Raw genomic sequence first — 19,850 nt, 5'->3', positions numbered from 1 at the left:
ATACTACATTCATCAGACACCGAGAGTGACACGCTCGCCCGAGCGAGCGCGACGCTCTCGATTATCACCATCCCACCCCATAGCTACGGCTCTTTCCGCCGATCCCGTGCCCACGAGCCACGGTGCTGCGCCGGACCGCTAGGCTTAAACGACGAAACGGAATAGAAAGTACTGCGCCAAGGTGGCAGAGTCTGGCCGAACGCGTCCGCCTGCAGAGCGGATCATCGCCGGTTCAAATCCGGCCCTTGGCTTGTTTTTATCTGTCGAGTCGCTAACTGAAAACGGCACAGGCGCGCATTTCTCGTACCTGCATCCACGCCGACTGTTTAAGTGTCCGTACTCACACGTTTCGACAGCACCGATGATCGTCCGCCCGCGGGTCTTCGACGACGCGTGGCCCCCCGACGAGTTGCAACACCGAGAGGGCGCCGTCGAAGCCCTCTCGCGGGCGTTCGATCCCGCGACCGCCGGCCGGGAGGCCCAGAGCGCCGTCGTTCACGGGCCCCGGGGCGTCGGGAAGACCGCCCTCGCCTGGCACGTCGTCCGTCGCCTGGAGCGGCACGCGGGCGTGTCGGTCGTGCTGGTCGGCGCCCTGGGCGCGACGACCGAGTCGATCCTCCGACGGGTGATCGCGGCCGCTCCGGGACACGCCAATCCGTCCCGGAGCGCGACCGTCCAGGACCTCCGGTGGAAGCTTCGCAAACAGGTCGATCAGCCGATCGTTCTCGTACTTGACGAGGCGGAGGGGCTGTCGTCGACCGACGCGCTGGATCACCTGCTGGCGGTCGATCGGCTGTCGATCGTCGGCATCGTTCGACGGGAGGACCGCTGGCTCGGCCGCCTCAGCGGGAGCGTTCGGCGCCGGATCGACGTCTCGGTCGGCCTCGATCGCTACCGCGTCGACGAACTCGTCGCGATCCTCCGCACCCGCGCCGACAGGGGGCTGGCCGGCGACCCCGTCACCGACCGGCAACTGGCGTACGTCGCCGACGCGGTCGCCGGCATCGCGCGCCACGGCATCCAATCGTTGCGGGCCGCGGCCGCGCTCGCCGACGAACGCGAGCACCGGGAGATCCGGGATGCGGACATCGACGACGCCTTCGCTCGCGCTCGCGCCCGCATTCGGAATCTGAACCTCCGCTCCCTGCCGGTACACCACCGCCTCGTCTACGCGGTGATCCGCGAGGCCGGCGAGATCACAGAGAGCGAACTGGACGCGCGCTACGCCGACGTCGCCGACGCGGTGTATCGCGGGACGGGCCTCGATCCGATCGACACCCGCGACCGACGGATGGCACTCCGGCGGCTCGAAGCCTACGACCTGATCGACAGGGACGATCGGACCTACCGCGCGAGCGACGAGTCGATTTCGACGGGGTTGTCACTCCCGGCGAGGGACCTGGAGTGAGGTGCAGAGCAGCGAAGAACTACCGAAGAGCCGCGTTCGTCCCGACGGCGACGGACTTCAGCGGCCCTGATCGACGAGTACCGACGTCGCGAACGCGCCGCGCTCGGGGGCGTCGAACGTCGGGATTCCGAGGTCTTCCATCCGCTTCCGATCGGGTTCGAGGGGCTCGTAGGGGCCGGCGACGGTGAAGACGATCGGCTTGTCGACCTCCTCGGCGAGCGCTTCGAGCTCCTCGATCGGATAGCCCAGCGAGTGCTCGAAGATCTCGTAGACCGAGACGATGTCGACGTTGTCGTCGCGGGCCACGGCGTCGATGACCTCGCCGAACTGGGGCATCGGCCGGCCCGTGTCCACGGGGTTCTCGTCGTAGGTGAAGCCCAAAAGCAGGTCGTCGAGGCGCTCGCGGGTCTCGGCGGTGAGGTCGGGGAAGGTCGCGCCGCGCTCTGCGAGGTAGTCCGACATCATAATCCCGGGTCCGGCCTGTGCGGTGACGAGCCCGACGTTCGGACCGTCCGGCGTGGGCGACTTCGCGAGGACGCGGCTCGCATCGAAGAGCTCCGTCACCGAGTCGGCCATCACGCCGCCGTTGGTGGCGAGGATCTCCTCGTAGCGCTCGTAGGATTGGTTCGGCGCGGCCGTGTGCGCCTTGACGAAGTCGTGCATCCGGTTGCCCGACTTGAGGGCGACGATCGGGGTGCTCGCGTCGGCGACGACCTCCTCGAACGCGTCGATCTCGGTGGTCCCCTCGATGTGGAGGCCGATCGCCTTCGTCTGTGGATCGTCGTCGAGCATCGGGATGACGTCCGCGAAGTCCGTGTTCACGCGGTTGCCCAGCCCGTACATCCCCGAGATGCCGTACCCCTCGCGTTCCAACTGGAAGGTCGCCGTCACGCCGATCCCGCCGCTCTGTGCGACGACGGCGACGTCGCCCCGCTCGATCTCGTCGAAGCCGGGGACGAACGAACTGTAGATGTTCCTATGCGGGATGATGTGGCCGGCCGTGTTCGGGCCCAACACCGCGAGGTCGTGTTCCTCGGCGGTCTGTCGGATCTGCTCCTGTCGCTCTTGCCCCTCCTCGCCGGCCTCGGCGAATCCGCCGGCGAAGATGACCGCGGCGCCGACGCCGGCCTCCGCGCAGTCTTCGATGACGCCCGGCGTGGCCGGGGCCGGGACACAGCAGAGCGCGAGGTCGGCGTCGGTGTCGGCCACCGAGTCGACGAACTCGTAGCCGTAGACCTCGCCGTCGCCCGACGGATTGACCGGATAGACGGGCCCGTCGAACTCCTTCGCGTTCGCCATCGCGTCGTTACCGAGTTTGCCCGGCGTCGCCGACGCGCCGATGACCGCGATGCTCTCCGGATCGAACAGGTCCGAGATTCCCATACGAAGTTGGTCGGACAAGAAAGCATATATACTTCGATGTCGGCCGCCGTCTGCGTCGACGCTCTCGAATCCGAATCGCGGTGTCGGCCGCCGCGTACCGGCCGTACCGGCGCCGTCACCGGACCTCGTGGTTCGAGAAAACGGTAACCGTTATACGCCACGTGGCCAAATCCGGAGATATGCAACGACGCGCCGCGGCGATCTACGCCGCACTCTTCATCGTCATCGGGGCGGCCTCGTACTCGCTCATCGCGACGGCGCAGGCGCCGCACGTCGAGTTCGAGAATCCGGAGTACGAACTCGCACAGGGCGACCAGTTCCGCGTCGGCGGACAGACCTACACGGTCTCGTCGATCTCGTCGTCACAACAGGGCGGCGGTCACGGCACCGCGGCCACGACCGTGATCCAGGGCGAACTCCAGTACACCAACGAGTCCGCGCGCTACACCGTGACCTGGGGGAACAACACGACCCAGGAGTTCGACGGCCAGCAGTGGCGCGTGCTCGTCGAGAACGCCTCGGATCCGACCGAGTTCACGCTGCGCGAGGACATCAACGAGTCCGCCATCCTCGCCGAGGATCCCGACGCCAGCAGCGAGCTGGTGACCCAGAACGGCACCCAGTACGTCGTGCTCAACGAGAGCGAACTCGTCCCGGCCGCCGAGTACTTCCCCGAGCCGGAGACGCGGAGCTACGCCGAGGGCGACACCCTCCAGTACGAGGGCAACGCCACGTCTGTCGACGCCGTGACGACGAGCGGCGTCACGCTGGCGTGGAACGCCCCCCGGACGAACAGCATCTCGGTCGGCAACAACGCGAACGTGACGCTCAGCGGCGAGACGTACCTCGCGCACTTCCCCGGCGACTCGACGCTCCAGCTCACCCAGAACTTCGAGAGCTACCGCCGGCAGAACGCCGAGATCCAGCGGTTCACGCTCCACAAGAACGGCCTCTGGGGCGTCAGCATCATCTCCTTCCTCACCGTGGTCTTCCTCGTCGGCTTCGCGTACCTCCCGTCGCGGTACTGACCCGCGCTCTCGTTTCCCGGCCGTTCGCCGCCAGGCCGAAGTCCCCCCGTCCGACATCGTTCCCTAACAATGATCATAAATCGGTAGAATGATGTGTGCGGCTGTGTTCCACGCCGGTATGTCGATTCAGCGGCCGTCCGGCGTCGATTCGGAGTGGTGCCCCGACTGCGGCGAGGAGATGGCGTTCAGCGGCGTCCAGCCCGCGGGCTACGCGCAGTTCTTCTGCGAGCAGTGTCGCTATCGGCGGGACACCTTCGTCGGCGAGGCGGCCGACTGACCGTCGTCGGACTCGGCACCGGTGACACCGGTGTCACTTCGATACTTAAGACCGTGGCGGCGTTACGGTGCGTATGAGCGACGAGACGCCAGTCACCGCAGACCGGCCCGACAGCCCGATCCACACGACCGGGACCGACCACATCACGATCTGGGGGAGCAACGAGGAAGACACCGTCGCGTTCTACCGCGACCTCCTGGGGATGCCGCTCGTCCTCCGCCAGCCCAACCTCGACGACCCCTCGCAGACCCACCTCTTCTTCGACACCGGCGACGGCCGCATCCTGACGGTGTTCGTCGGCGACCGCGCCTCCAACCGCGGCCCTCAGCGCGGCGGCACCGGCTCGGTCCACCACCTCTGTTTCAGCGTCGCCCCCGAGGACTTCGAGGACGTCGCCCAGGCGCTTGAGGACCACAACCGCCAGTACAACGTCTTCGACCGCGGGATCTTCTTTTCGCTCTACACCCACGACAACAACGGCCTCGTGATCGAACTGTCGACCGACAAGTACGACATCCCCGACGACCGCCGCGGCGAGGTGCTCGCGAAGGCCCAGGAGCTCCGCGTCGAAGACGGCGCCGACTACGCGCGGGACGAACACATGAAGGCCGCCCTGGAGGAACTCGGCCTCGACGCGACCGCCTACGACCTCCCCGACGCGGCCTCGGGCGTCGGCGGCGTCGAGTGAGAACGGGCCCGATCGCTCACTCGCCGACCTCGACGAGCACCTTGATCGCCTCGCGCTCGTCCATCGCGCGGTAGCCCTCGGCGACGTTCTCCAGGTCGACGGTCTTCGTGAAGATCGGCGCGGGGTCGAGCGTGCCCTGGAGGACGTCGGCCATCAGGTCCTCCGCGTACGCGCGGACGGGCGCGACGCCCCCCCTGATTCCGATATTGTCGCCGAAGAACGAGAACAGATCGAGGCCGCCGTCGAGGCCGTGGGGAACGCCCACGTAGCCGACGGTGCCGCCCGGCCGGCAGACCTCGGCGGCGGTCTCCATCGAGGAGGCGGCGCCGACGCACTCGGCGACGTGGTTCGCGCCGCCGTTCGTCAGCTCCAGGACGCGCTCTATCGCCGCTTCGCCGCGCTCTCCGACGACGTCCGTGGCGCCGAACTCCTCGGCGAGCGCGAGGCGGTCCTCGTGGTGGCCGACGGCGACAATCCGCTCGGCGCCCAGGCGGCGCGCCGCGAGCACCGCACACAGCCCGACGGCGCCGTCGCCGACGACGACGCAGGTGTCACCCGCCTCGACGCCGGCGCTGACGACCGCGTGGTGGCCCGTCCCCATCACGTCCGTGAGGGGAAGTAGCGAGCGGAGCGCGTCCTCGTCGTCGGCGTAGCGGTCCGGCACGCGGACGAGCGTCCCGTCGGCGTGGGGACAGCGGATCTGCTCGCCCTGCGCGCCGCCGTTGTCGCCGCCCCAGCCGTCGCCGTTGACACAGGAGGTGTGCAGGCCCTTCCGACAGAACTCACAGGTGCCGCAGCTCGCCTTGAACGGCGCGAAGACGCGGTCGCCGGGCTCGACCGAGCGGACGTCGTCGCCGACGGCCTCGACGATCCCCATCGGCTCGTGGCCGATCAGGGATCCCGTCTCGCGGTCGCTGTCGCCGCGGTAGAACCACAGATCCGACCCGCAGACCGCCGTGTGGGTCACGCGGACGACGGCGTCGGTCGGCTCGTCGAGTTCCGGTTCGGGCACGTCCTCGACCCGGACGTCGCGGGGGCCGTGATACACTGCTGCGCGCATACCGGGGCTCGGTCCGCCCGGCGCAAAAAGCCCGGGAAGGGGGTGCCGTTCGCCGGTGCCGCTCGGCGACTCGCGGGCCGCCGCGTCCGGGCGCGGGCCGAAACGGTTATACGATAGTTTAGGCATACCTAAACTATGCCCGACATCGCCGCCGCCGTCGAGGACCTGACCGCCGCGCGGCGACGCGTCCGCGACGAGCACCGCGCGACAGAGAAGCAGCGCCGTGGGTTCGAGCAGTTCCGTCGGGTCGTCGTCGAGACCGACCCCGTCTCGGTCGGGGGCGCCGAGCGCGCGCTCTCGGCCGGCGAGGCGACGGCCGCGGCCGCGACGACCGACGACCGGTGCCGCCGGGTCCGCTCGGCCTTCGAAGAGCAGGTCGCCCCGCACGTCGACGGCGAGGCGGCCGCCGACGTCCGCACCGCGCTCGCCAGCGAACTGAGCGCGGAGGTCGCGGTCGCGCTCGCCAGCGAGGGCGGCGGCAACCGCTTCACCGAGCCCCTCCAGCGCGCCATCCTCACCCACGTCGAACAGCGGCTCGCCGAGAGCGACGTGATGCTGCGGACGCTGGACCGCGAGCGCGCCTCCCTCGACGACGCCGTCGAGACGCTGAAGTCGGTCCGGGCGTCGCTGCCGGCGGCGGACGCCGCGACGGTGATCCTCGCGGACGACGAGACGCTGTGGAAGCGCCGCCGGCGGATCGAGTCGCTCGAAGCCGACCTCGAAGCGGCGATCGAGGCGCGCCAGTCGACGCTGGATTCGGTGACCGCGAGCGAGGTGAAGGCCGGGATCGGCCACGACACGGTCGTCGAGTACCTCTTCGGCGACCGCGAGACGACCTATCCCGCCCTCGACGCGCTCCTCCGGGGCGTCCGCGAGTGCCAGCGCCGTCGGGATCGCTTCGACGAAGCGCTCGACGACGAGGCCTCGGGCCACTGACTCGACGCGCCGTCCGGTCTGACGCCGCCGGGTGACCGGGAGCGCGAATCGGAGTTTTCGCCTACCGGGTCACGGCGTCGACTCGCCGATCCGGCCGCCCGTCGCGTCGCCCGTGGGCCACCGCTCCTCCTGAACGATCAGGTCGTAGAAGGGGAGACGGCGGTCGTAGCGCCGGAGGGTCGCCCGATACCGCTCGGCGGCGCGGGCGGCGCGCTCTGCCCGCGTCCGACTCGCGAAGCGCCGGCCGTCGATCGGCACCGGCCGCTCGCCAGTCCGCCCGCAGACGACGACGTAGTCGCCGCGGTCGCTCGCGAGGGCGTCGATCTGATCGCTGAGGGCCGTGAGCGAAGGGGGTGTCATCGTAAGGGTGGGGGAGGGGGCGATCGGATTACTCGACGACGACCGTTCCGGTCATCCCGGCGGCCTCGCGAGGGATACAGAAGTACTCGTGGGTCCCGGCCGTCTCGAAAGTGTGGACGTACGACTGCCCCGACTGGACGGCGCCCTTGCCCTCCTCCCAGCCGGACTCGACGTCGACGTCGCGTCCGTCTCGTCGCTCGGATCGGGTACCATACGTTTTAGGGCTACCTAAACACTAAATACCTTTTCGAAGTTTGGGCGTGCCTAAAACGCGGCGGGCGGACCGAAGCCCAAGAAATATATAGTCTATATAGAAAAATATTACTAAATATGAGTATGTTCGTCGAGAAATGGCATTCGATCGACTCGCTCGGGCGGTGACCGATGGCGCCGTTCAGTCCCGAGTCCCTGCCGTTGGACGTCAAGGTCCTCCACCTGTTCATCGCGGGCGCGCTGGGGATGCTGCTCGGCCTGGAGCGCGAGTGGTCGAACAAGGCCGCGGGTATCCGGACGTTCACGCTCACGAGCCTCGTGGGTGTCGCGGCCGCGACGATCGGGGAGACGGTCCTCCTCGCACTCGGCGGCGTGCTCGTCCTCGTCCAGGGGCTCCTGCTCGGCGCTCGGGGTCTGCTCGCCGAGGCGCGCGGCGTGACCGACGACGCCGACGTCTCGGAGATGGGCGGCAGCCTCGCGCTGACGACCTCCACGTCGCTGCTGGTCGCCTACGCCGTCGGCGTGCTGGTCGGCAGCGACTACGTCCTCGAGGGCGTCGTCATCGCGATCACCTCCTCGTTCCTCCTGGTGCTCCGGCGGGAACTGCACTCCTTCGCGAATCAGCTTTCCCACCAAGAGGTCCGCGGTGCGGCCGAGTTCGCCATCATCGCCTTCGTCGTCTACCCGCTCCTGCCCGCCGGGCAGTACGGCCCGTGGAACGCCATCGACCCGCAGCTGGTCTGGATGCTCGTGATCGCGGTCAGCGCGATCGGCTTCGCGAACTACGCGATTATGCAGCGCTACGGCGGCCGCGGGATGTTCATCACGGGCTTTTTGGGCGGGCTCGTCAACTCCACCGCCGTCATCGGCGAGATCGCGAACCGCGCGAAACTGAACGTCGGAATGCTGGATCTGGCGGTCGCGACGATCCTCGTCGCCGACGCCGCGATGGCCGTCCGGAACCTCGTGATCGTCGTCGCGTTCGTCCCCCAGTCGGCGCTCAGCGTCGGGCTCCCGCTCGGGCTCATCGCCGTCGGCGGCGTGTTGCTGACGGGCTACGAGCGGAACTGGCGCGAGGAGATCGAGATCGACCTGGACTCGCCGTTCAGCAGCACGAACGCCCTGACGTTCGGCCTGCTGTTCCTCGCGGTGCTCGTGCTCACTGCGGGCGCCCAGCAGATGTTCGGCACCGCGGGCTTCCTCGTGACGAGCTTCCTCAGCGGGCTGCTGTCGAGCGGCACCACGACGACGACGGCGGTCTCGCTCGCGAGCACCGGACAGATCACGCCCGCGGTCGCCGCCCGCGGCGTCCTCGCCGGAACGCTCGCGAGCATCCTCGTGAAGATCTGGCTCGCGGTCGGGATCAACCGACAGCTCCTTCGTCCGGTTGTCATCCGGTCGGCGTACCTCTCGCTCCTGGGACTCGTCGGCCTGCTCGGCGTGCGGGTGTTGTGACCTGCCCTCCTCCCGAGGGTCAGCGCTTGCGTCGCCCCGGTGCTCCACGTCGCAGACGCTCAGCAGACGTTCGCGCCGCTGAACCGCTGTGCGACGGCAAGCGCTTCCTCCGGCCGTTCGATCTCGTTCGTGGAGGGCACCGTGAAACTCGGCCACGGCGCGGCGATTAGCTCTGTCGGTGCTCCGCCAATCTCCGACGAGTCCGTGCCGAGCGGCGAACGATGGTCGCGACGGGGTCGAACGCCCGGTCTATCCCGCCCGTTTCAGTATCTGGGGGGTCACGATCACTTCCAAGACCGCGATTCCGAGCGCGACCCACCGGATCGTGCCGTCGAGGAAGAAGTACGCGATACCTGCGATTATCAGGGCGTTGCTGATGCTCAGCCCGTACCGTACTACCGGGCTCTGAAACGGGGAGGGCATACTCGAAACAGATAGGAGACGAACATATATGATTTTACTAATTGATGCGTTACCCTGAGAGCTTATTCGAGATAGACGGGCGGGACCCGACGGGATTCCTGCGAGCGAAGCGAGGGGGAGGTCGTCGGGGGAGTGAGGTCGAAGGCCGAACGGACCCGACGGGATTTGAACCCGCGACATCCTGGTCCGGAACCAGGGACTCTGTCCACTGAGCTACGGGCCCTCGAACGCGAGTAGACCGGCCGGTGGTTTAACCGTTGTGAACGGAAGAAACGGGGGTCGAAGGAAAACCGATCGCCGACGATCTCATACTGATTTACTCTCGTCTCTTACCGCCGGGGCGCCGTCAACGGGGGTAGCGCTCGGCGGTAAGAAGCGAGAGTACTCATTATCAGGGCGCCTCGCCCGTCTCGATCGTGAAGTCCGCGCGGGGGTACGCGACGCAGGTGAGGGTGTAGCCCTCGTCGAGCTCGGCGTCGTCGAGCATCTGTTGGTTGTCGTGTTCGACGTAGTCCTCGGAGTTGCCGCCGGACGTGATCTGGCCGGCACAGGAGACACACTGCCCCTGGCGGCAGGCGTAGGGGAGGTCCCAGCCGTGGTCTTCGCCCTGGTCGAGGATCGGCTCGTTGTTCGCGAGCTCGATCGTCTCGCCCTGCTTGGCGAACTCGACCTCGTAGTACTCGATCTCGTCTTCGGGGATGTCGGCGGGACCCGACTCGTCGGCCTCGCCGCCCTCTTCGAGTTCGGCGCCCTCCTCGCCGCCGGCGACCGCTCCCGCCGGCGCCGCGCCGCCGCCGATGGATCGGTTCATCGGTTCGGGGAAGTCCGTCTCCGGCAGGGTGCTCGCGCGCTCGTCGAGCACCTCCTGGGAGATGTCACCGGTGGGCGTCCACCCGGTGCCGCGGGCGTAGTGAAGCGCAACCGCGAGAAGCGTCAGGGTCACCCCGAGACCCAGCCCCACGAAGCTGATTTCGACCATATCGGCGGTATGAAGTCGGGGGTTAAGGAAATTGTGATTGCCGCGCCGCCGCTCCGGCGCCGTTCGCGGATCTCACTCCTCGCGCCGCTGTACCTCGTGGCGCCCGAAGCCGTAGCGCAGGCGGTTCGCGAGCCGCCGACTGAACCGTCCGTCGTCGGCGCGGCTGCCGAAGCGCTCGGCGAGCGCCTGGTAGATGAGCGGGACCGGCACCTCCTGTTCGAGCGCCTCCTGGACGGTCCAGGTGCCGGTCGACCCGCCCGCGACGTGGTCGGCGACGTCGCCGAGGTCGGTGCCCTCCTCGCGGAAGGCCTCCTCGCAGAGTTCGAGCAGCCACGAGCGGATGACCGCGCCGTTGTTCCACGTGCGCGCGACCGACTCCAGGTCGAGGTCGTAGCGGCCGTCCGCCAGGAGCTCGAAGCCCTCGCCGTAGGCCTGCATCAGGGCGTACTCGACGCCGTTGTGGACCATCTTGACGTAGTGGCCCGAGCCGCTCTCGCCCATCCGATCGTGGCCGTCGGGGCCGGTCGCGACGGCGTCGAAGACGGGCGTCGTCGCCTCGTAGGCCCACTCGGGCCCGCCGATCATCAGCGAGAAGCCGAGTTCGGCGCCCGCCGGGCCGCCGGAGGTCCCGCAGTCGAGGTAGGCCGCGTCGGTCGAGTCGGCCCGCCGCACCGACGCCTCGAAGTGGGAGTTGCCGCCGTCGACGACGACGTCCTCGGGGCCCAGGTGCGGTTCGAGCTCCTCCAGGGTGGCGTCGACGGCCTCGCCGGCCGGCACCATCAGCCAGATCCGCTTGTCGTCGCCGAGCCGGTCGGTGAGGTCGTCGAGGTCCTCCGCGGGCGTCGCGCCCGCGTCGGCGGCGGTCGCGACCGCCTCCGCGTCGAGGTCGAACGCCACCACGTCGTGTCCGGCTTCGAGAACGCGGTCGACGACGATCTGTCCCATCCGGCCGAGCCCGACTACGCCCAGTTGCATACGAGCGCCTCCAGTCGCGGGCGGCGTAGTGATTGCGGTTTGCCGACGCGGTCGCCAGCGGCTCAGAGCCGACCCACGAGCGCGTCGGCGAGGCGGCCGGCCGCGTCCGGATCGGCCTGGAAGAACAGTTCGGGCTCGACGAGCTCGACCTCGATCAGCCGGAACGTTCTGTCCCGCTCGATGCCGTCGACGCGGGCGTACAGCGGACGCTCGCCGTCCAGTTCGGCGGTGACGGCTTCGACGACCCGGCGTCCCTGTGCTTTGATTCCCGCGCGAGGGGACGCGGCCGCGACGCGCCCCCCGTGTTCCGACTGGACTCGGAAGTCGCCGTCGCCGGGACGCTTCCGGACCGCGTGGCTGTACTCGCCATCGAAGTAGATCAGCGACAGTTCGCCCGCCGTGATCTCCGGGGCGTACCGCTGGATCAGGACGTCCCGCCGCGCGAGGAGGTCCGAAAGCCAGTCCTGCTCGGCGTCGACGTCCCCCTTCGGGATCCGTTTCGTCTCGAACGCGCCGGCGCTCACGGCGGGCTTGACGACGGCTTTCTCCCAGCCACGCGCCTCGAACACGTCCGCGAGCGCGACGTCGGTCCCGCGCTCGACGTACTCGGTTTCGAGCACCGGGATTCCCCGCTCGGCCAGATCCCGGAGGTAGCGCTTGTGGCCGTTCCACCGCAGCGTCGCGGGCGGATTCCACACCGCAGACGAGGCGGCGTCGAGCCGGTCGATCCACGCCGCGAATGCCTCCGGATGCCGGTAGTAGTCCCAGATCGACCGGATCACGACCGCGTCGTAGTCGCCCCACGCGACCGACTCGTCCGACCAGACGGCGGGCTCGGGGTCGGCTCCGCGGTCGCGGAGCGCGGCGACGAAGTCCGCGTCGTCGTCGATGAGCGAGGGCAGCTCCGCGGAGGTAGCGAGGGCGATGTCGGTCACGACCGCACTCGCACCCGTCGGGCGATAAGCGTTTTTCACTGCGCTCGCGAGGGGGAGTATGGACGAACGCATCCGCGAACACGCCGAGCTGTTGGTCGACTGGAGCGCCCGGATCGAAGCCGGCGACGACGTCGTCCTCAGCGTCGAGGAGGACGCCCACGACCTCGCGGTCGCCGTCGCCGAGGTGCTCGGCGAGCGCGGCGCGAACGTCGTGACGACCTACGACTCCGCGGAGGTCTCCCGCGCGTACCTGCGCGCCCACGACGGCGACTTCGAGGCGCCGGACCACGAACTGGCGCTCTACGAGAACGCCGATTCGGTGCTGGCGCTGCGCGGCGGCCGCAACACCCACGCGACCGCGGACGTCGACGGCGAGACCCGGCAGGCCGTCTCGCGGGCGAAACAGCCCGTCCGGGAGGCGCGCCTCGCGACCGACTGGGTGCTGACGGTCCACCCCACCCGCTCGCTCGCCCAGCAGGCCGGGATGTCCTACGAGGCGTATCGGGACTTCGTCTACGACGCCGTCCTCCGCGACTGGGAGTCGCTTGCCGAGGTGATGCAGGAACTGAAGGAGATCCTTGACGCCGCCAGCGAGGTCCGACTGGTCTCGGCCGGGACCGACCTCACGATGTCGATCGAGGGCCGGACGGCCGTCAACTCCGCCGCCTCGGTCGCCTACGACTCCCACAATCTCCCCTCCGGCGAGGTCTTCACCGCGCCCGCCGACACCGAGGGGAGGGTCCACTTCGACGTGCCGATGACGATCGAGGGCTCGCGCGTGCGCGACGTGACGCTCGAATTCGCGGACGGCGAGGTCGTCGACTACGCGGCCGACGTCGGCGAGGCGGCGATCGCGGACGTCCTCGACACCGACGAGGGGGCCCGTCGCCTCGGCGAACTCGGGATCGGGATGAACCGCGGCATCGACCGCGTCACCGAGAACATCCTCTTCGACGAGAAGATGGGCGATACTGTACATCTCGCGCTCGGGCGCGCGTACGAGGCTTGCCTCCCGGACGGCGAGTCGGGCAACGACTCGGCCGTCCACGTCGACCTCATCACCGACGTGAGCGAGGACTCGCGGATCGAAGTCGACGGCGAGGTCGTCCAGCGGAACGGCTGCTTCCGCTGGGAGGACGGCTTCGAGTCCGCGTAGGCGCTCTGGCGCCGCTGGAGCGTTTCGAGGGAGTCGCTTTCGACGTACTTTTTATCGGCGGCCGTCTCGCCTTCCGTATGGCTGAATTCAAAGTCGTCGTCTCCGACGAGACCGGAGACACCCAGCAGTTCGAGGTCGACGGACAGGACGCGAACCGATTCCTCGGTCGCGAGCTCGGCGACGAGGTCGACGGCGGCGCCGTCGGCCTCGACGGCTACACGCTCGAACTCACCGGCGGCTCCGACGAGGCGGGCCGTCCGATGCGCGCCGACGTCGCCGGCGCGAACCTGAAGGAGCTCCTCCTCGAAGGCGGGGTCGGTTACAACCCCTCCCGCGACGGCGAGCGCAAGCGCATCACCGTCCGGGGCCGGCAGGTCTCCGAGGCGACCGCGCAGGTGAACGCCTCGCTCGTCGACGGCACGTTCGGCGACGACGAGGCCGAAGCCGAGGACGAAGCGGAAGCGGCCGAGGACGACGCCGACGAAGACACCGAAGAGTAGCTGGCTCGACCGTGGCCGAGCGCGTCCCGAGCGATCACGACTCCGTGACCTCCTTCCGGGCAAGCGTCGCCCGCAGCGGCGGGACTCGCCGCCCCTGCCTCCGGCTCCCCGACGACGCCGCGGTCGCAGAGGGTGACGTCGTCCGCCTGCTGCTCGATGGCACGACCACCTTCGCCCGGGTGAGCGCCGACTCCCGCGGCCTCCTCGTCCGCGGCGCCTACGACAACGAGCGACTGGCCCGCGAGCCCCGCGAGGGCGAGAACCGCCTCGTCGAGTGGTGCGAGCGCCACGACCGCGGCCCCGACGACGCCGTCGAACTCGACGAACTCGATCCCGGCTACTGCTACGGCCTCCGCGAGCCCGGCGACCGCGTGGTCTACGACGTCCCGGCCCGTCCGAACGAGTCGCTCCGGGACATCGCCTCTTCCTTCCGCGACTGACCGGGGCTCGCCCCGTCGGCGTGAGTAAGTCTTACCTCCGCTCCGTCGCTCCTTCGGGTATGAGTCAGGTTCCCGAGCGCGACGCCATCGACCCCGAGTACAAGTGGGACCTCACGGACATCTACCCGGACGACGAGGCCTGGGAGGCGGCCTACGAGGCCGTTTCCGACCGCGTCGACGAGCTCCGCGAGTACGAGGGCCACGTGACCGACGACCCCGAGACGCTGCTGGAGCTGCTCGAACTCCGCGAGGAGATCCTCCGGGAGGTCTCGAAGGTCACGAGCTACGCGAGCCTCCGGAGCGCCGAGGACACCCGGAATCAGGAGTACCAGGCGCTGCAGGCGAAGGCCGAGTCGCTGTCGTCCTCGGCGCGCTCTGCGGTCAGCTATCTCGATCCCGAGCTTCAGGAGCTCGACGAGGACGAGGTCGAGGCGTTCGTCGACGCCGAGCCCGCCCTCGCCGCGTACGAACACTACTTCGACGACGTGTTGCGGACGAAGCCCCACACCCGCTCGGCGGAGGTCGAAGAGCTCCTGGCCGAACTCGGGGAGGTCGCGGGCGCGTCCTCCGACATCTACGGGATGCTCTCGAACGCGGATATGACGTTCCCGACCGTCGAGCGCCCGGACGGCGAGTCGGTGGAGATCACCCAGGGCAACTTCACGAAGCTCCAGAAGCACCCCGACCGCGACTTCCGCCGCGAGGTCTACGAGTCCTTCTACGAGGAGTGGGGCGACGTCCGCAACGCCGTCGGCACGTCGCTGAAGAACAGCGTGAAGAAGGACGTCAAGTACGCCCGCGCGCGGAACTACGACACCGCCCGTCAGGCCGCCCTCGACGGGCCGAACGTCCCGGTCGAGGTCTACGACACGCTCGTCGAGACGGTCCGGGACAACCTCGACAGCCTCCACCGCCACGCCGAACTCAAGCGGGAGGCTCTCGGCTTCGATGACCTCCGGATGTGGGACCTGTATATTTCGCTGACGGGCGACGAGGGACCGGAGATCCCCTACGAGCGGGCGACCGAGTACATCGTCGAGTCGGTGGCGCCGCTCGGCGAGGCCTATCAGTCGCGCGTCCGCGAGGGGCTCGACGCTCGATGGGTCGACGTCTACGAGAACCGCGGGAAGCGTTCGGGGGCCTTCTCGGCGGGCACCTACGACACCCAGCCGTTCATCCTGATGAACTACCAGGACGACATCGCCTCGATGTTCACGCTGGCGCACGAGCTGGGTCACTCGCTGCACTCCGAACTCGCGAAGGACGCCCAGCCGTGGCAGTACGCCGACTACACGATCTTCGTCGCGGAGGTCGCCTCGACGGTCAACGAGACGCTCCTCACGCATCACCTCCTGGAGACCGTCGAGGATGACGACCTCCGGATGCACGTCCTCGACGAGTACCTGGAGCGGTTCCGCTCGACGCTCTTCCGACAGACGATGTTCGCGGACTTCGAGCTCCGGATCCACGAGATCGCCGAAGACGACGGCGCGCTCACGCCCGATCGCTTCGACGAGCTCTACCGCGACCTGAAGGGGGAGTTCTACGCGCCCGCGGAACTGGACGACCACATCGCCCGCGAATGGATGCGGATTCCGCACTTCTACTACAACTACTACGTCTACCAGTACGCGACGGGCATCTCTGCGGCGGTCGCGATCGTCGATCGGATCCTCGACGACGGCGAGGACGCGGCCGACGCCTACCGCGAGGCGCTGGCGCTCGGCGGCTCGGAGTACCCGATGGACGTGCTCCGGACCGCCGGCGTCGAGATGACCGACTCGGCGCCGATCGAGTCGGCCATCTCGGTGTACGACGACTACCTGGATCGGATGGCCGAACTGCTCTGATAGTCATTACTCTCACTGTTTCCCGCCGAACGCCACCCCCCGGTGACGGCGTTTGGCGGTACGAGACGAGAGTAATCACTATGGGGCCGTCGCGATCCTGGGAGCGTCGCCCCCAACCCAAGCGGTAAGCCGCTCGCGTCCCCCGATCCGGTATGGACCCGCACCGCGCCGCACGCGAGCGCGCGGCGTCGCTGCCGCTCGATGCCCTCTCGACGCGGCTCGCCGGCGACGTCGTCGCGCCGACCGACGACGGCTACGACGAGGCGCGCCGCGTCTGGAACGGGATGGTGAACGCCTACCCGACGGCCATCGCGTACTGCCAGTCGACCGACGACGTCGTCGACTGCGTCGCCTTCGCCCGCGATCACGACCGCTCCGTGTCGGTCCGGAGCGGCGGTCACAGCGTCTCGGGGGCGTCCGTCGCGGGCGACCTCGTCGTCGACTGCTCGCGGATGGAGTGGGTCCGCGTCGACCCCGACGCGCGGACGGCGCGTGTCGGCCCCGGGGCGACGTGGGGGACGGTCGACCGCGCGACGCAGTCGGTCGGCCTCGCGACGCCCGGCGGCGTCTACTCCGAGACGGGCGTCGCGGGGCTCACACTCGGCGGCGGCACCGGCTACCTCTCGCCGAAGCACGGATTCACGGCGGACAACCTCCGCGCCGTCGACGTCGTCACCGGAACGGGCGAGCGCATCACCGCAGATGCAGAGCGCAACGCGGATCTCCTCTGGGCCGCCCGCGGCGGCGGCACCGTCGGCGTCGTCACGGCCTTTGAGTTCGAACTCCACCCGCTCGATCACGACGTCGCCTACGCCGAGTCGTGGCTGCCGCTCGACGAGGCGGGCGCGGCGCTCGCCGCGTACCGCTCGTATCAGCGGACCGCGCCCGCCGAGTCCTGCGTCTTCCCGTACTTCGATACGGTGCCGTCGACGGCCGCGTTCCCGAGCGAGCGACGCGGCGACCCGGCGTTGGTCCTCGCGGGCGTCTACGCCGGCGCGCCGGAACACGCTCGCGAGGGGCTCGGCCCCGTCGTCGACCACGACGCGGCGTTCGCGTCGTCGTTCGAGACGATGTCGTACCTGGAGCTCCAGACGATGATGGACGACGACTTCCCCGCGGGCCGGCGCTACTACTGGAAGTCGGTCCCGCTCGCGACGCTCGAAGACGGGGCTATCGAGACGCTGCGGGACGCGGCCGAGCGTGCGCCCTCGTCGCTGTCGACGATCGTCCTCTGGCCGATGCACGGCGCAGTCTCGGAGGCCGAGGCCGACACGAGCCCCGTCGTCGGCCGCGACGCGGCGGTCGTCGCGAACGTCGAGGCCGCGTGGGACGATCCGCTGGCGACCGAGCGGACCGTCGAGTGGGTGCGCGAGACCTGTCGGGAACTCCGGGCGGACGCGTCGCTCGCGGGAACGCTTCCGAACTTCGCGGGCGGCAGCGACCCCGACGCCGACGACGTGTACGCGGGGAACGCGGCGCGGCTTCGGGAGGTCCGGGAGCGGTACGATCCGGACGGGATCTTTACTCACGAGCGCGAGTGAGCGGAGTGACGGCTATAGTAGCGTTTGCAACTGATTACACATCCGATCGCACGACAGCGTGCGATCGAGTGAGTGAAGACTTGCAAACGCTACTATAGTGGTGGCATCGTATGGCGAACAGTCGGCACTCGATTCCGCCCTCCCCGCGCCGACGTGCCGAGCGACCGCGGCCCGACGCGGGGCTGTTCTCAGATCACGGCGGCGTTGGCCGCGGATTCGCACATAAACGTCCGCCTCCGAACCGTCGTGAAGGCGGGCTCCGGACCGCCCGGCAGAGCCGTAGCCGACAGTATAAGTGAACCGACGCCCAATCCGAGGGTATGAATCATCGGACACTGGGCGATTCCGACGTCGAAGTGAGCGAAGTCGGGTTCGGCGCGTGGGTCGTCGGCACCGACTGGTGGGGCGATCGGACTCGGGACGACGCGATCGGGATGCTCCACCACGCGATCGAGGAGGGCATCACCTACTTCGACACCGGCGACGTCTACGGCCACGGCGAGAGCGAGGAGGTCCTCGGCGAGGCGCTGGCGGACTACCGCGAGGAGGTCACCGTCGCCACGAAGGTCGGCTACGACTTCTACAATCACCCGCAGGCCGGCCACGGCGAACTCCCGAAGGAGATCACCGGCGAGTGGGTCCGCTCGGCGACCGAAAAGAGCCTCGATCGGCTGGATATGGAGTACGTCGACGTCCTCCAGCTGCACAACGCCAACGTCGACGAGGTCGACGAGGACGTGCTCGAAACCCTCGACGAGCTCCGCGAGGAGGGCCTCGTCCGCGCGGTCGGCTGGGCGCTCGGCCCCTCGATCGGCTGGCTCGCCGAGGGCGATATGGCGATCGAAGAGGAGTTCGACTCCGTCCAGCTGGTCTGGAACCTCTTCGAGCAGGAGGTCGGCAACCACTTCCTGGAGACGATCGAGGAGACGGGCTCTTCCACGAGCCTGATCCCCCGCGTGCCCCACTCCTCGGGCCTCCTGAACGAGCAGGTGACGCCCGAGACGGGCCACGACCTCGACGACCACCGCGGCTTCCGCCCCGACGCCTGGTACGAGACGGGCTGGGAGAAGATCGAATCCCTCCGGTTCCTCGAACGCGACGGCGAGCGCACGATGGGTCAGGCCGCCATCGCGTATCTCCTCTCCCACGATCCGGTCGCGACCGTGACGCCGACCTTCCACACGAAGGAGGACATCACCGCGTGGGCCGCCGCCTCGGAGGTCCCGAAGCTCACAGACGAGGAGTTGGCCCGCGTCGCCGACCTCTACGAGACGAACTTCGGCGTCGATCGAGACGACGGGATGGACGAGCTCCGCTCGTCGGTCGGCGGCGAGGACATCCGGGCGGCGGGCATCGACAAGCGGGCGACGAGCGGCCCGCGGAACACCGCCTCGTCGGACTGACGTGCGCGGTCCCACGCCGAGCCGACGCGCGGCGTTCGCCGCGCTGACGGCGGTCGCCCACCTCGCGCTGACCGCGTGGGTCCGCCGCGACGCCCGCGAGCGCGGGACCGACCCGTTCCCCTGGGACGTCCTGACGCTCTTGACCGGCGTCGTCGGCGCACTCGCGTACCGCCGGCGCCGCTGAGCGCCGACGCGAACGCTGCCTCGGGGGACGCACCCACCGAACTTACTTCTCCTCCGACACACAACTCGGCGCTATGACGGTCCTCCACCGCCTCGGAACGCGGCTCTCCGCGTACGTCGCCGCCGTCGCGCGGAGCCCTCCCCTGTTCGGCCTCGTCGTCGGGCTCTGGATCGCCGTGCTGTCGGCGTTCACCCTCGCGAATCCGCTGATAGCGTTCCTCGTCACCGCCCCGACCGCGATGCTCTTCTGGTACGGCGTGCTGTACGCGTCCGACCGCCTCCGCAGCACCGACGCCGGCGAGTCGACGCCGTTCGCGTCGGCGGACACGCAGCCATCCGAGGCCGACTCGGCCTCGGGCCGGCTGGGCAGGCTCTTCGGCGGCGACGACCGCGACGACGCCCCGACCGAAGAGCGCGCGATCCAGCGCCTCCGCACCCGGTACGCCGAGGGCGAGATCGACCACGAGGAGTTCGAGCGCCGCCTGGAGGCGCTCGTCGAGACCGAGGGACTGCTCGACGGGTCGGGCGACGACCGCCCCGCAGATCGCGAGCGATCGGTCGCCCGCGAGCGCTGAGGACCCCTCCGTTTCGCTTCGAAACCACGCGACGGCGACGCGTCTGACGCTGGAGTCGCAGCCGACGAACGACGAAGAACGG

Annotated in this window: 21 protein-coding genes, 2 tRNA genes and 1 pseudogene; 15 read left to right on the top strand and 9 right to left on the bottom strand. The window is 68.9% G+C overall.

Annotation, left to right across the window (positions count from 1 at the left end):
• Nucleotides 1–175: 175 nt before the first annotated feature.
• Nucleotides 176–251, top strand: a tRNA-Cys gene (locus tag ACQUQ0_RS14605).
• Nucleotides 252–361: 110 nt separating this feature from the next.
• Nucleotides 362–1,408 carry a Cdc6/Cdc18 family protein gene (locus tag ACQUQ0_RS14600; protein WP_435186123.1) on the top strand — a complete coding sequence of 349 codons (1,047 nt, stop codon included), beginning with the start codon at nucleotides 362–364 and terminating at the stop codon, nucleotides 1,406–1,408.
• Between the two features lie 57 nt (nucleotides 1,409–1,465).
• On the opposite strand, the gene ACQUQ0_RS14595 is transcribed toward ACQUQ0_RS14600, so the two are convergent.
• A complete protein-coding gene (locus ACQUQ0_RS14595; protein ID WP_435186121.1) occupies nucleotides 1,466–2,791 on the bottom strand; it encodes a CoA-binding protein in 1,326 nt (441 codons plus the stop codon).
• Between the two features lie 179 nt (nucleotides 2,792–2,970).
• On the opposite strand from ACQUQ0_RS14595, the gene ACQUQ0_RS14590 reads away from it, so the two are divergent.
• The 3 genes from ACQUQ0_RS14590 (at nucleotide 2,971) to ACQUQ0_RS14580 (ending at nucleotide 4,784) form a co-directional block, all read left to right on the top strand.
• Nucleotides 2,971–3,819 carry a hypothetical protein gene (locus ACQUQ0_RS14590; protein ID WP_435186120.1) on the top strand — a complete coding sequence of 283 codons (849 nt, stop codon included), beginning with the start codon at nucleotides 2,971–2,973 and terminating at the stop codon, nucleotides 3,817–3,819.
• A 118-nt stretch (nucleotides 3,820–3,937) separates the two neighbouring features.
• Complete coding sequence (locus tag ACQUQ0_RS14585) at nucleotides 3,938–4,096, top strand: HVO_2142 family zinc finger protein (RefSeq protein ID WP_372386939.1); 159 nt, start codon at nucleotides 3,938–3,940, stop codon at nucleotides 4,094–4,096.
• A gap of 73 nt (nucleotides 4,097–4,169) precedes the next feature.
• Nucleotides 4,170–4,784 carry a VOC family protein gene (locus tag ACQUQ0_RS14580; protein WP_435186119.1) on the top strand — a complete coding sequence of 205 codons (615 nt, stop codon included), beginning with the start codon at nucleotides 4,170–4,172 and terminating at the stop codon, nucleotides 4,782–4,784.
• Nucleotides 4,785–4,800: 16 nt separating this feature from the next.
• On the opposite strand, the gene ACQUQ0_RS14575 is transcribed toward ACQUQ0_RS14580, so the two are convergent.
• Nucleotides 4,801–5,844, bottom strand: coding sequence for a zinc-dependent alcohol dehydrogenase family protein (locus ACQUQ0_RS14575; RefSeq protein ID WP_435186117.1), 1,044 nt, complete (start codon nucleotides 5,842–5,844; stop codon nucleotides 4,801–4,803).
• A gap of 135 nt (nucleotides 5,845–5,979) precedes the next feature.
• Here ACQUQ0_RS14575 and ACQUQ0_RS14570 point away from each other — a divergent pair, with 135 nt between their 5' ends.
• Entirely contained in the window at nucleotides 5,980–6,780 is an 801-nt protein-coding gene (locus tag ACQUQ0_RS14570; RefSeq protein WP_435186115.1) for a DUF7260 family protein, read from the top strand.
• 69 nt (nucleotides 6,781–6,849) lie between these two features.
• Here ACQUQ0_RS14570 and ACQUQ0_RS14565 read toward each other — a convergent pair whose 3' ends face one another.
• Both ACQUQ0_RS14565 and ACQUQ0_RS14560 read right to left on the bottom strand, forming a co-directional pair.
• A complete protein-coding gene (locus tag ACQUQ0_RS14565) occupies nucleotides 6,850–7,140 on the bottom strand; it encodes a DUF7552 domain-containing protein (protein WP_435186113.1) in 291 nt (96 codons plus the stop codon).
• Nucleotides 7,141–7,168: 28 nt separating this feature from the next.
• Nucleotides 7,169–7,309 (bottom strand): annotated as a pseudogene (locus ACQUQ0_RS14560) (plastocyanin/azurin family copper-binding protein); the annotation flags it as partial.
• A 215-nt stretch (nucleotides 7,310–7,524) separates the two neighbouring features.
• Between ACQUQ0_RS14560 and ACQUQ0_RS14555 the strand changes: the two are divergent.
• Entirely contained in the window at nucleotides 7,525–8,808 is a 1,284-nt protein-coding gene (locus ACQUQ0_RS14555) for an MgtC/SapB family protein (protein WP_435186111.1), read from the top strand.
• Nucleotides 8,809–9,057: 249 nt separating this feature from the next.
• Here ACQUQ0_RS14555 and ACQUQ0_RS14550 read toward each other — a convergent pair whose 3' ends face one another.
• The 5 genes from ACQUQ0_RS14550 to ACQUQ0_RS14530 all read right to left on the bottom strand — a co-directional run bounded on the left by ACQUQ0_RS14550 (nucleotide 9,058) and on the right by ACQUQ0_RS14530 (nucleotide 12,120).
• Nucleotides 9,058–9,231 carry a hypothetical protein gene (locus ACQUQ0_RS14550; protein ID WP_372386956.1) on the bottom strand — a complete coding sequence of 58 codons (174 nt, stop codon included), beginning with the start codon at nucleotides 9,229–9,231 and terminating at the stop codon, nucleotides 9,058–9,060.
• Nucleotides 9,232–9,381: 150 nt separating this feature from the next.
• Nucleotides 9,382–9,454 (bottom strand) — tRNA-Arg (locus tag ACQUQ0_RS14545).
• Between the two features lie 168 nt (nucleotides 9,455–9,622).
• Nucleotides 9,623–10,210: a 2Fe-2S iron-sulfur cluster-binding protein gene (locus ACQUQ0_RS14540; RefSeq protein WP_435186109.1), complete on the bottom strand. Its 588-nt coding sequence runs from the start codon at nucleotides 10,208–10,210 to the stop codon at nucleotides 9,623–9,625.
• Nucleotides 10,211–10,282: 72 nt separating this feature from the next.
• The gene (gnd, locus tag ACQUQ0_RS14535) at nucleotides 10,283–11,185 is read right to left on the bottom strand and encodes a phosphogluconate dehydrogenase (NAD(+)-dependent, decarboxylating) (RefSeq protein WP_435186107.1); all 903 of its coding nucleotides are present in this window, start codon (nucleotides 11,183–11,185) and stop codon (nucleotides 10,283–10,285) included.
• Nucleotides 11,186–11,247: 62 nt separating this feature from the next.
• Complete coding sequence (locus ACQUQ0_RS14530; RefSeq protein WP_435186104.1) at nucleotides 11,248–12,120, bottom strand: ATP-grasp domain-containing protein; 873 nt, start codon at nucleotides 12,118–12,120, stop codon at nucleotides 11,248–11,250.
• A gap of 58 nt (nucleotides 12,121–12,178) precedes the next feature.
• On the opposite strand from ACQUQ0_RS14530, the gene ACQUQ0_RS14525 reads away from it, so the two are divergent.
• The 8 genes from ACQUQ0_RS14525 to ACQUQ0_RS14490 all read left to right on the top strand — a co-directional run bounded on the left by ACQUQ0_RS14525 (nucleotide 12,179) and on the right by ACQUQ0_RS14490 (nucleotide 19,768).
• Entirely contained in the window at nucleotides 12,179–13,276 is a 1,098-nt protein-coding gene (locus tag ACQUQ0_RS14525) for an aminopeptidase (RefSeq protein WP_435186102.1), read from the top strand.
• Between the two features lie 77 nt (nucleotides 13,277–13,353).
• Nucleotides 13,354–13,776: a 30S ribosomal protein S6e gene (locus ACQUQ0_RS14520; RefSeq protein WP_435186100.1), complete on the top strand. Its 423-nt coding sequence runs from the start codon at nucleotides 13,354–13,356 to the stop codon at nucleotides 13,774–13,776.
• Nucleotides 13,777–13,787: 11 nt separating this feature from the next.
• On the top strand, nucleotides 13,788–14,216 hold the full coding sequence (locus ACQUQ0_RS14515; RefSeq protein ID WP_372386991.1) for a DUF7112 family protein: 429 nt from the start codon (nucleotides 13,788–13,790) through the stop codon (nucleotides 14,214–14,216).
• A gap of 59 nt (nucleotides 14,217–14,275) precedes the next feature.
• Entirely contained in the window at nucleotides 14,276–16,066 is a 1,791-nt protein-coding gene (gene pepF / locus ACQUQ0_RS14510; RefSeq protein WP_435186097.1) for an oligoendopeptidase F, read from the top strand.
• A gap of 152 nt (nucleotides 16,067–16,218) precedes the next feature.
• Nucleotides 16,219–17,607, top strand: coding sequence for an FAD-binding oxidoreductase (locus tag ACQUQ0_RS14505; RefSeq protein WP_435186096.1), 1,389 nt, complete (start codon nucleotides 16,219–16,221; stop codon nucleotides 17,605–17,607).
• A gap of 320 nt (nucleotides 17,608–17,927) precedes the next feature.
• Complete coding sequence (locus ACQUQ0_RS14500; protein ID WP_435186093.1) at nucleotides 17,928–19,010, top strand: aldo/keto reductase; 1,083 nt, start codon at nucleotides 17,928–17,930, stop codon at nucleotides 19,008–19,010.
• A gap of 1 nt (nucleotide 19,011) precedes the next feature.
• The gene (locus tag ACQUQ0_RS14495; protein ID WP_435186091.1) at nucleotides 19,012–19,194 is read left to right on the top strand and encodes a hypothetical protein; all 183 of its coding nucleotides are present in this window, start codon (nucleotides 19,012–19,014) and stop codon (nucleotides 19,192–19,194) included.
• A 73-nt stretch (nucleotides 19,195–19,267) separates the two neighbouring features.
• Nucleotides 19,268–19,768, top strand: a complete 501-nt coding sequence (locus ACQUQ0_RS14490; RefSeq protein WP_435186088.1) for an SHOCT domain-containing protein — start codon at nucleotides 19,268–19,270, stop codon at nucleotides 19,766–19,768.
• The last annotated feature ends 82 nt before the right edge of the window (nucleotides 19,769–19,850 follow it).

Origin of the sequence: Halobellus sp. EA9, assembly GCF_051195055.1 — an archaeon.
In the GTDB taxonomy this organism is placed as follows: domain Archaea; phylum Halobacteriota; class Halobacteria; order Halobacteriales; family Haloferacaceae; genus Haloquadratum; species Haloquadratum rubicundus.
Note: the sequence above shows the minus strand (reverse complement) of the source record. Positions and strands in the feature narration are given on the sequence as shown.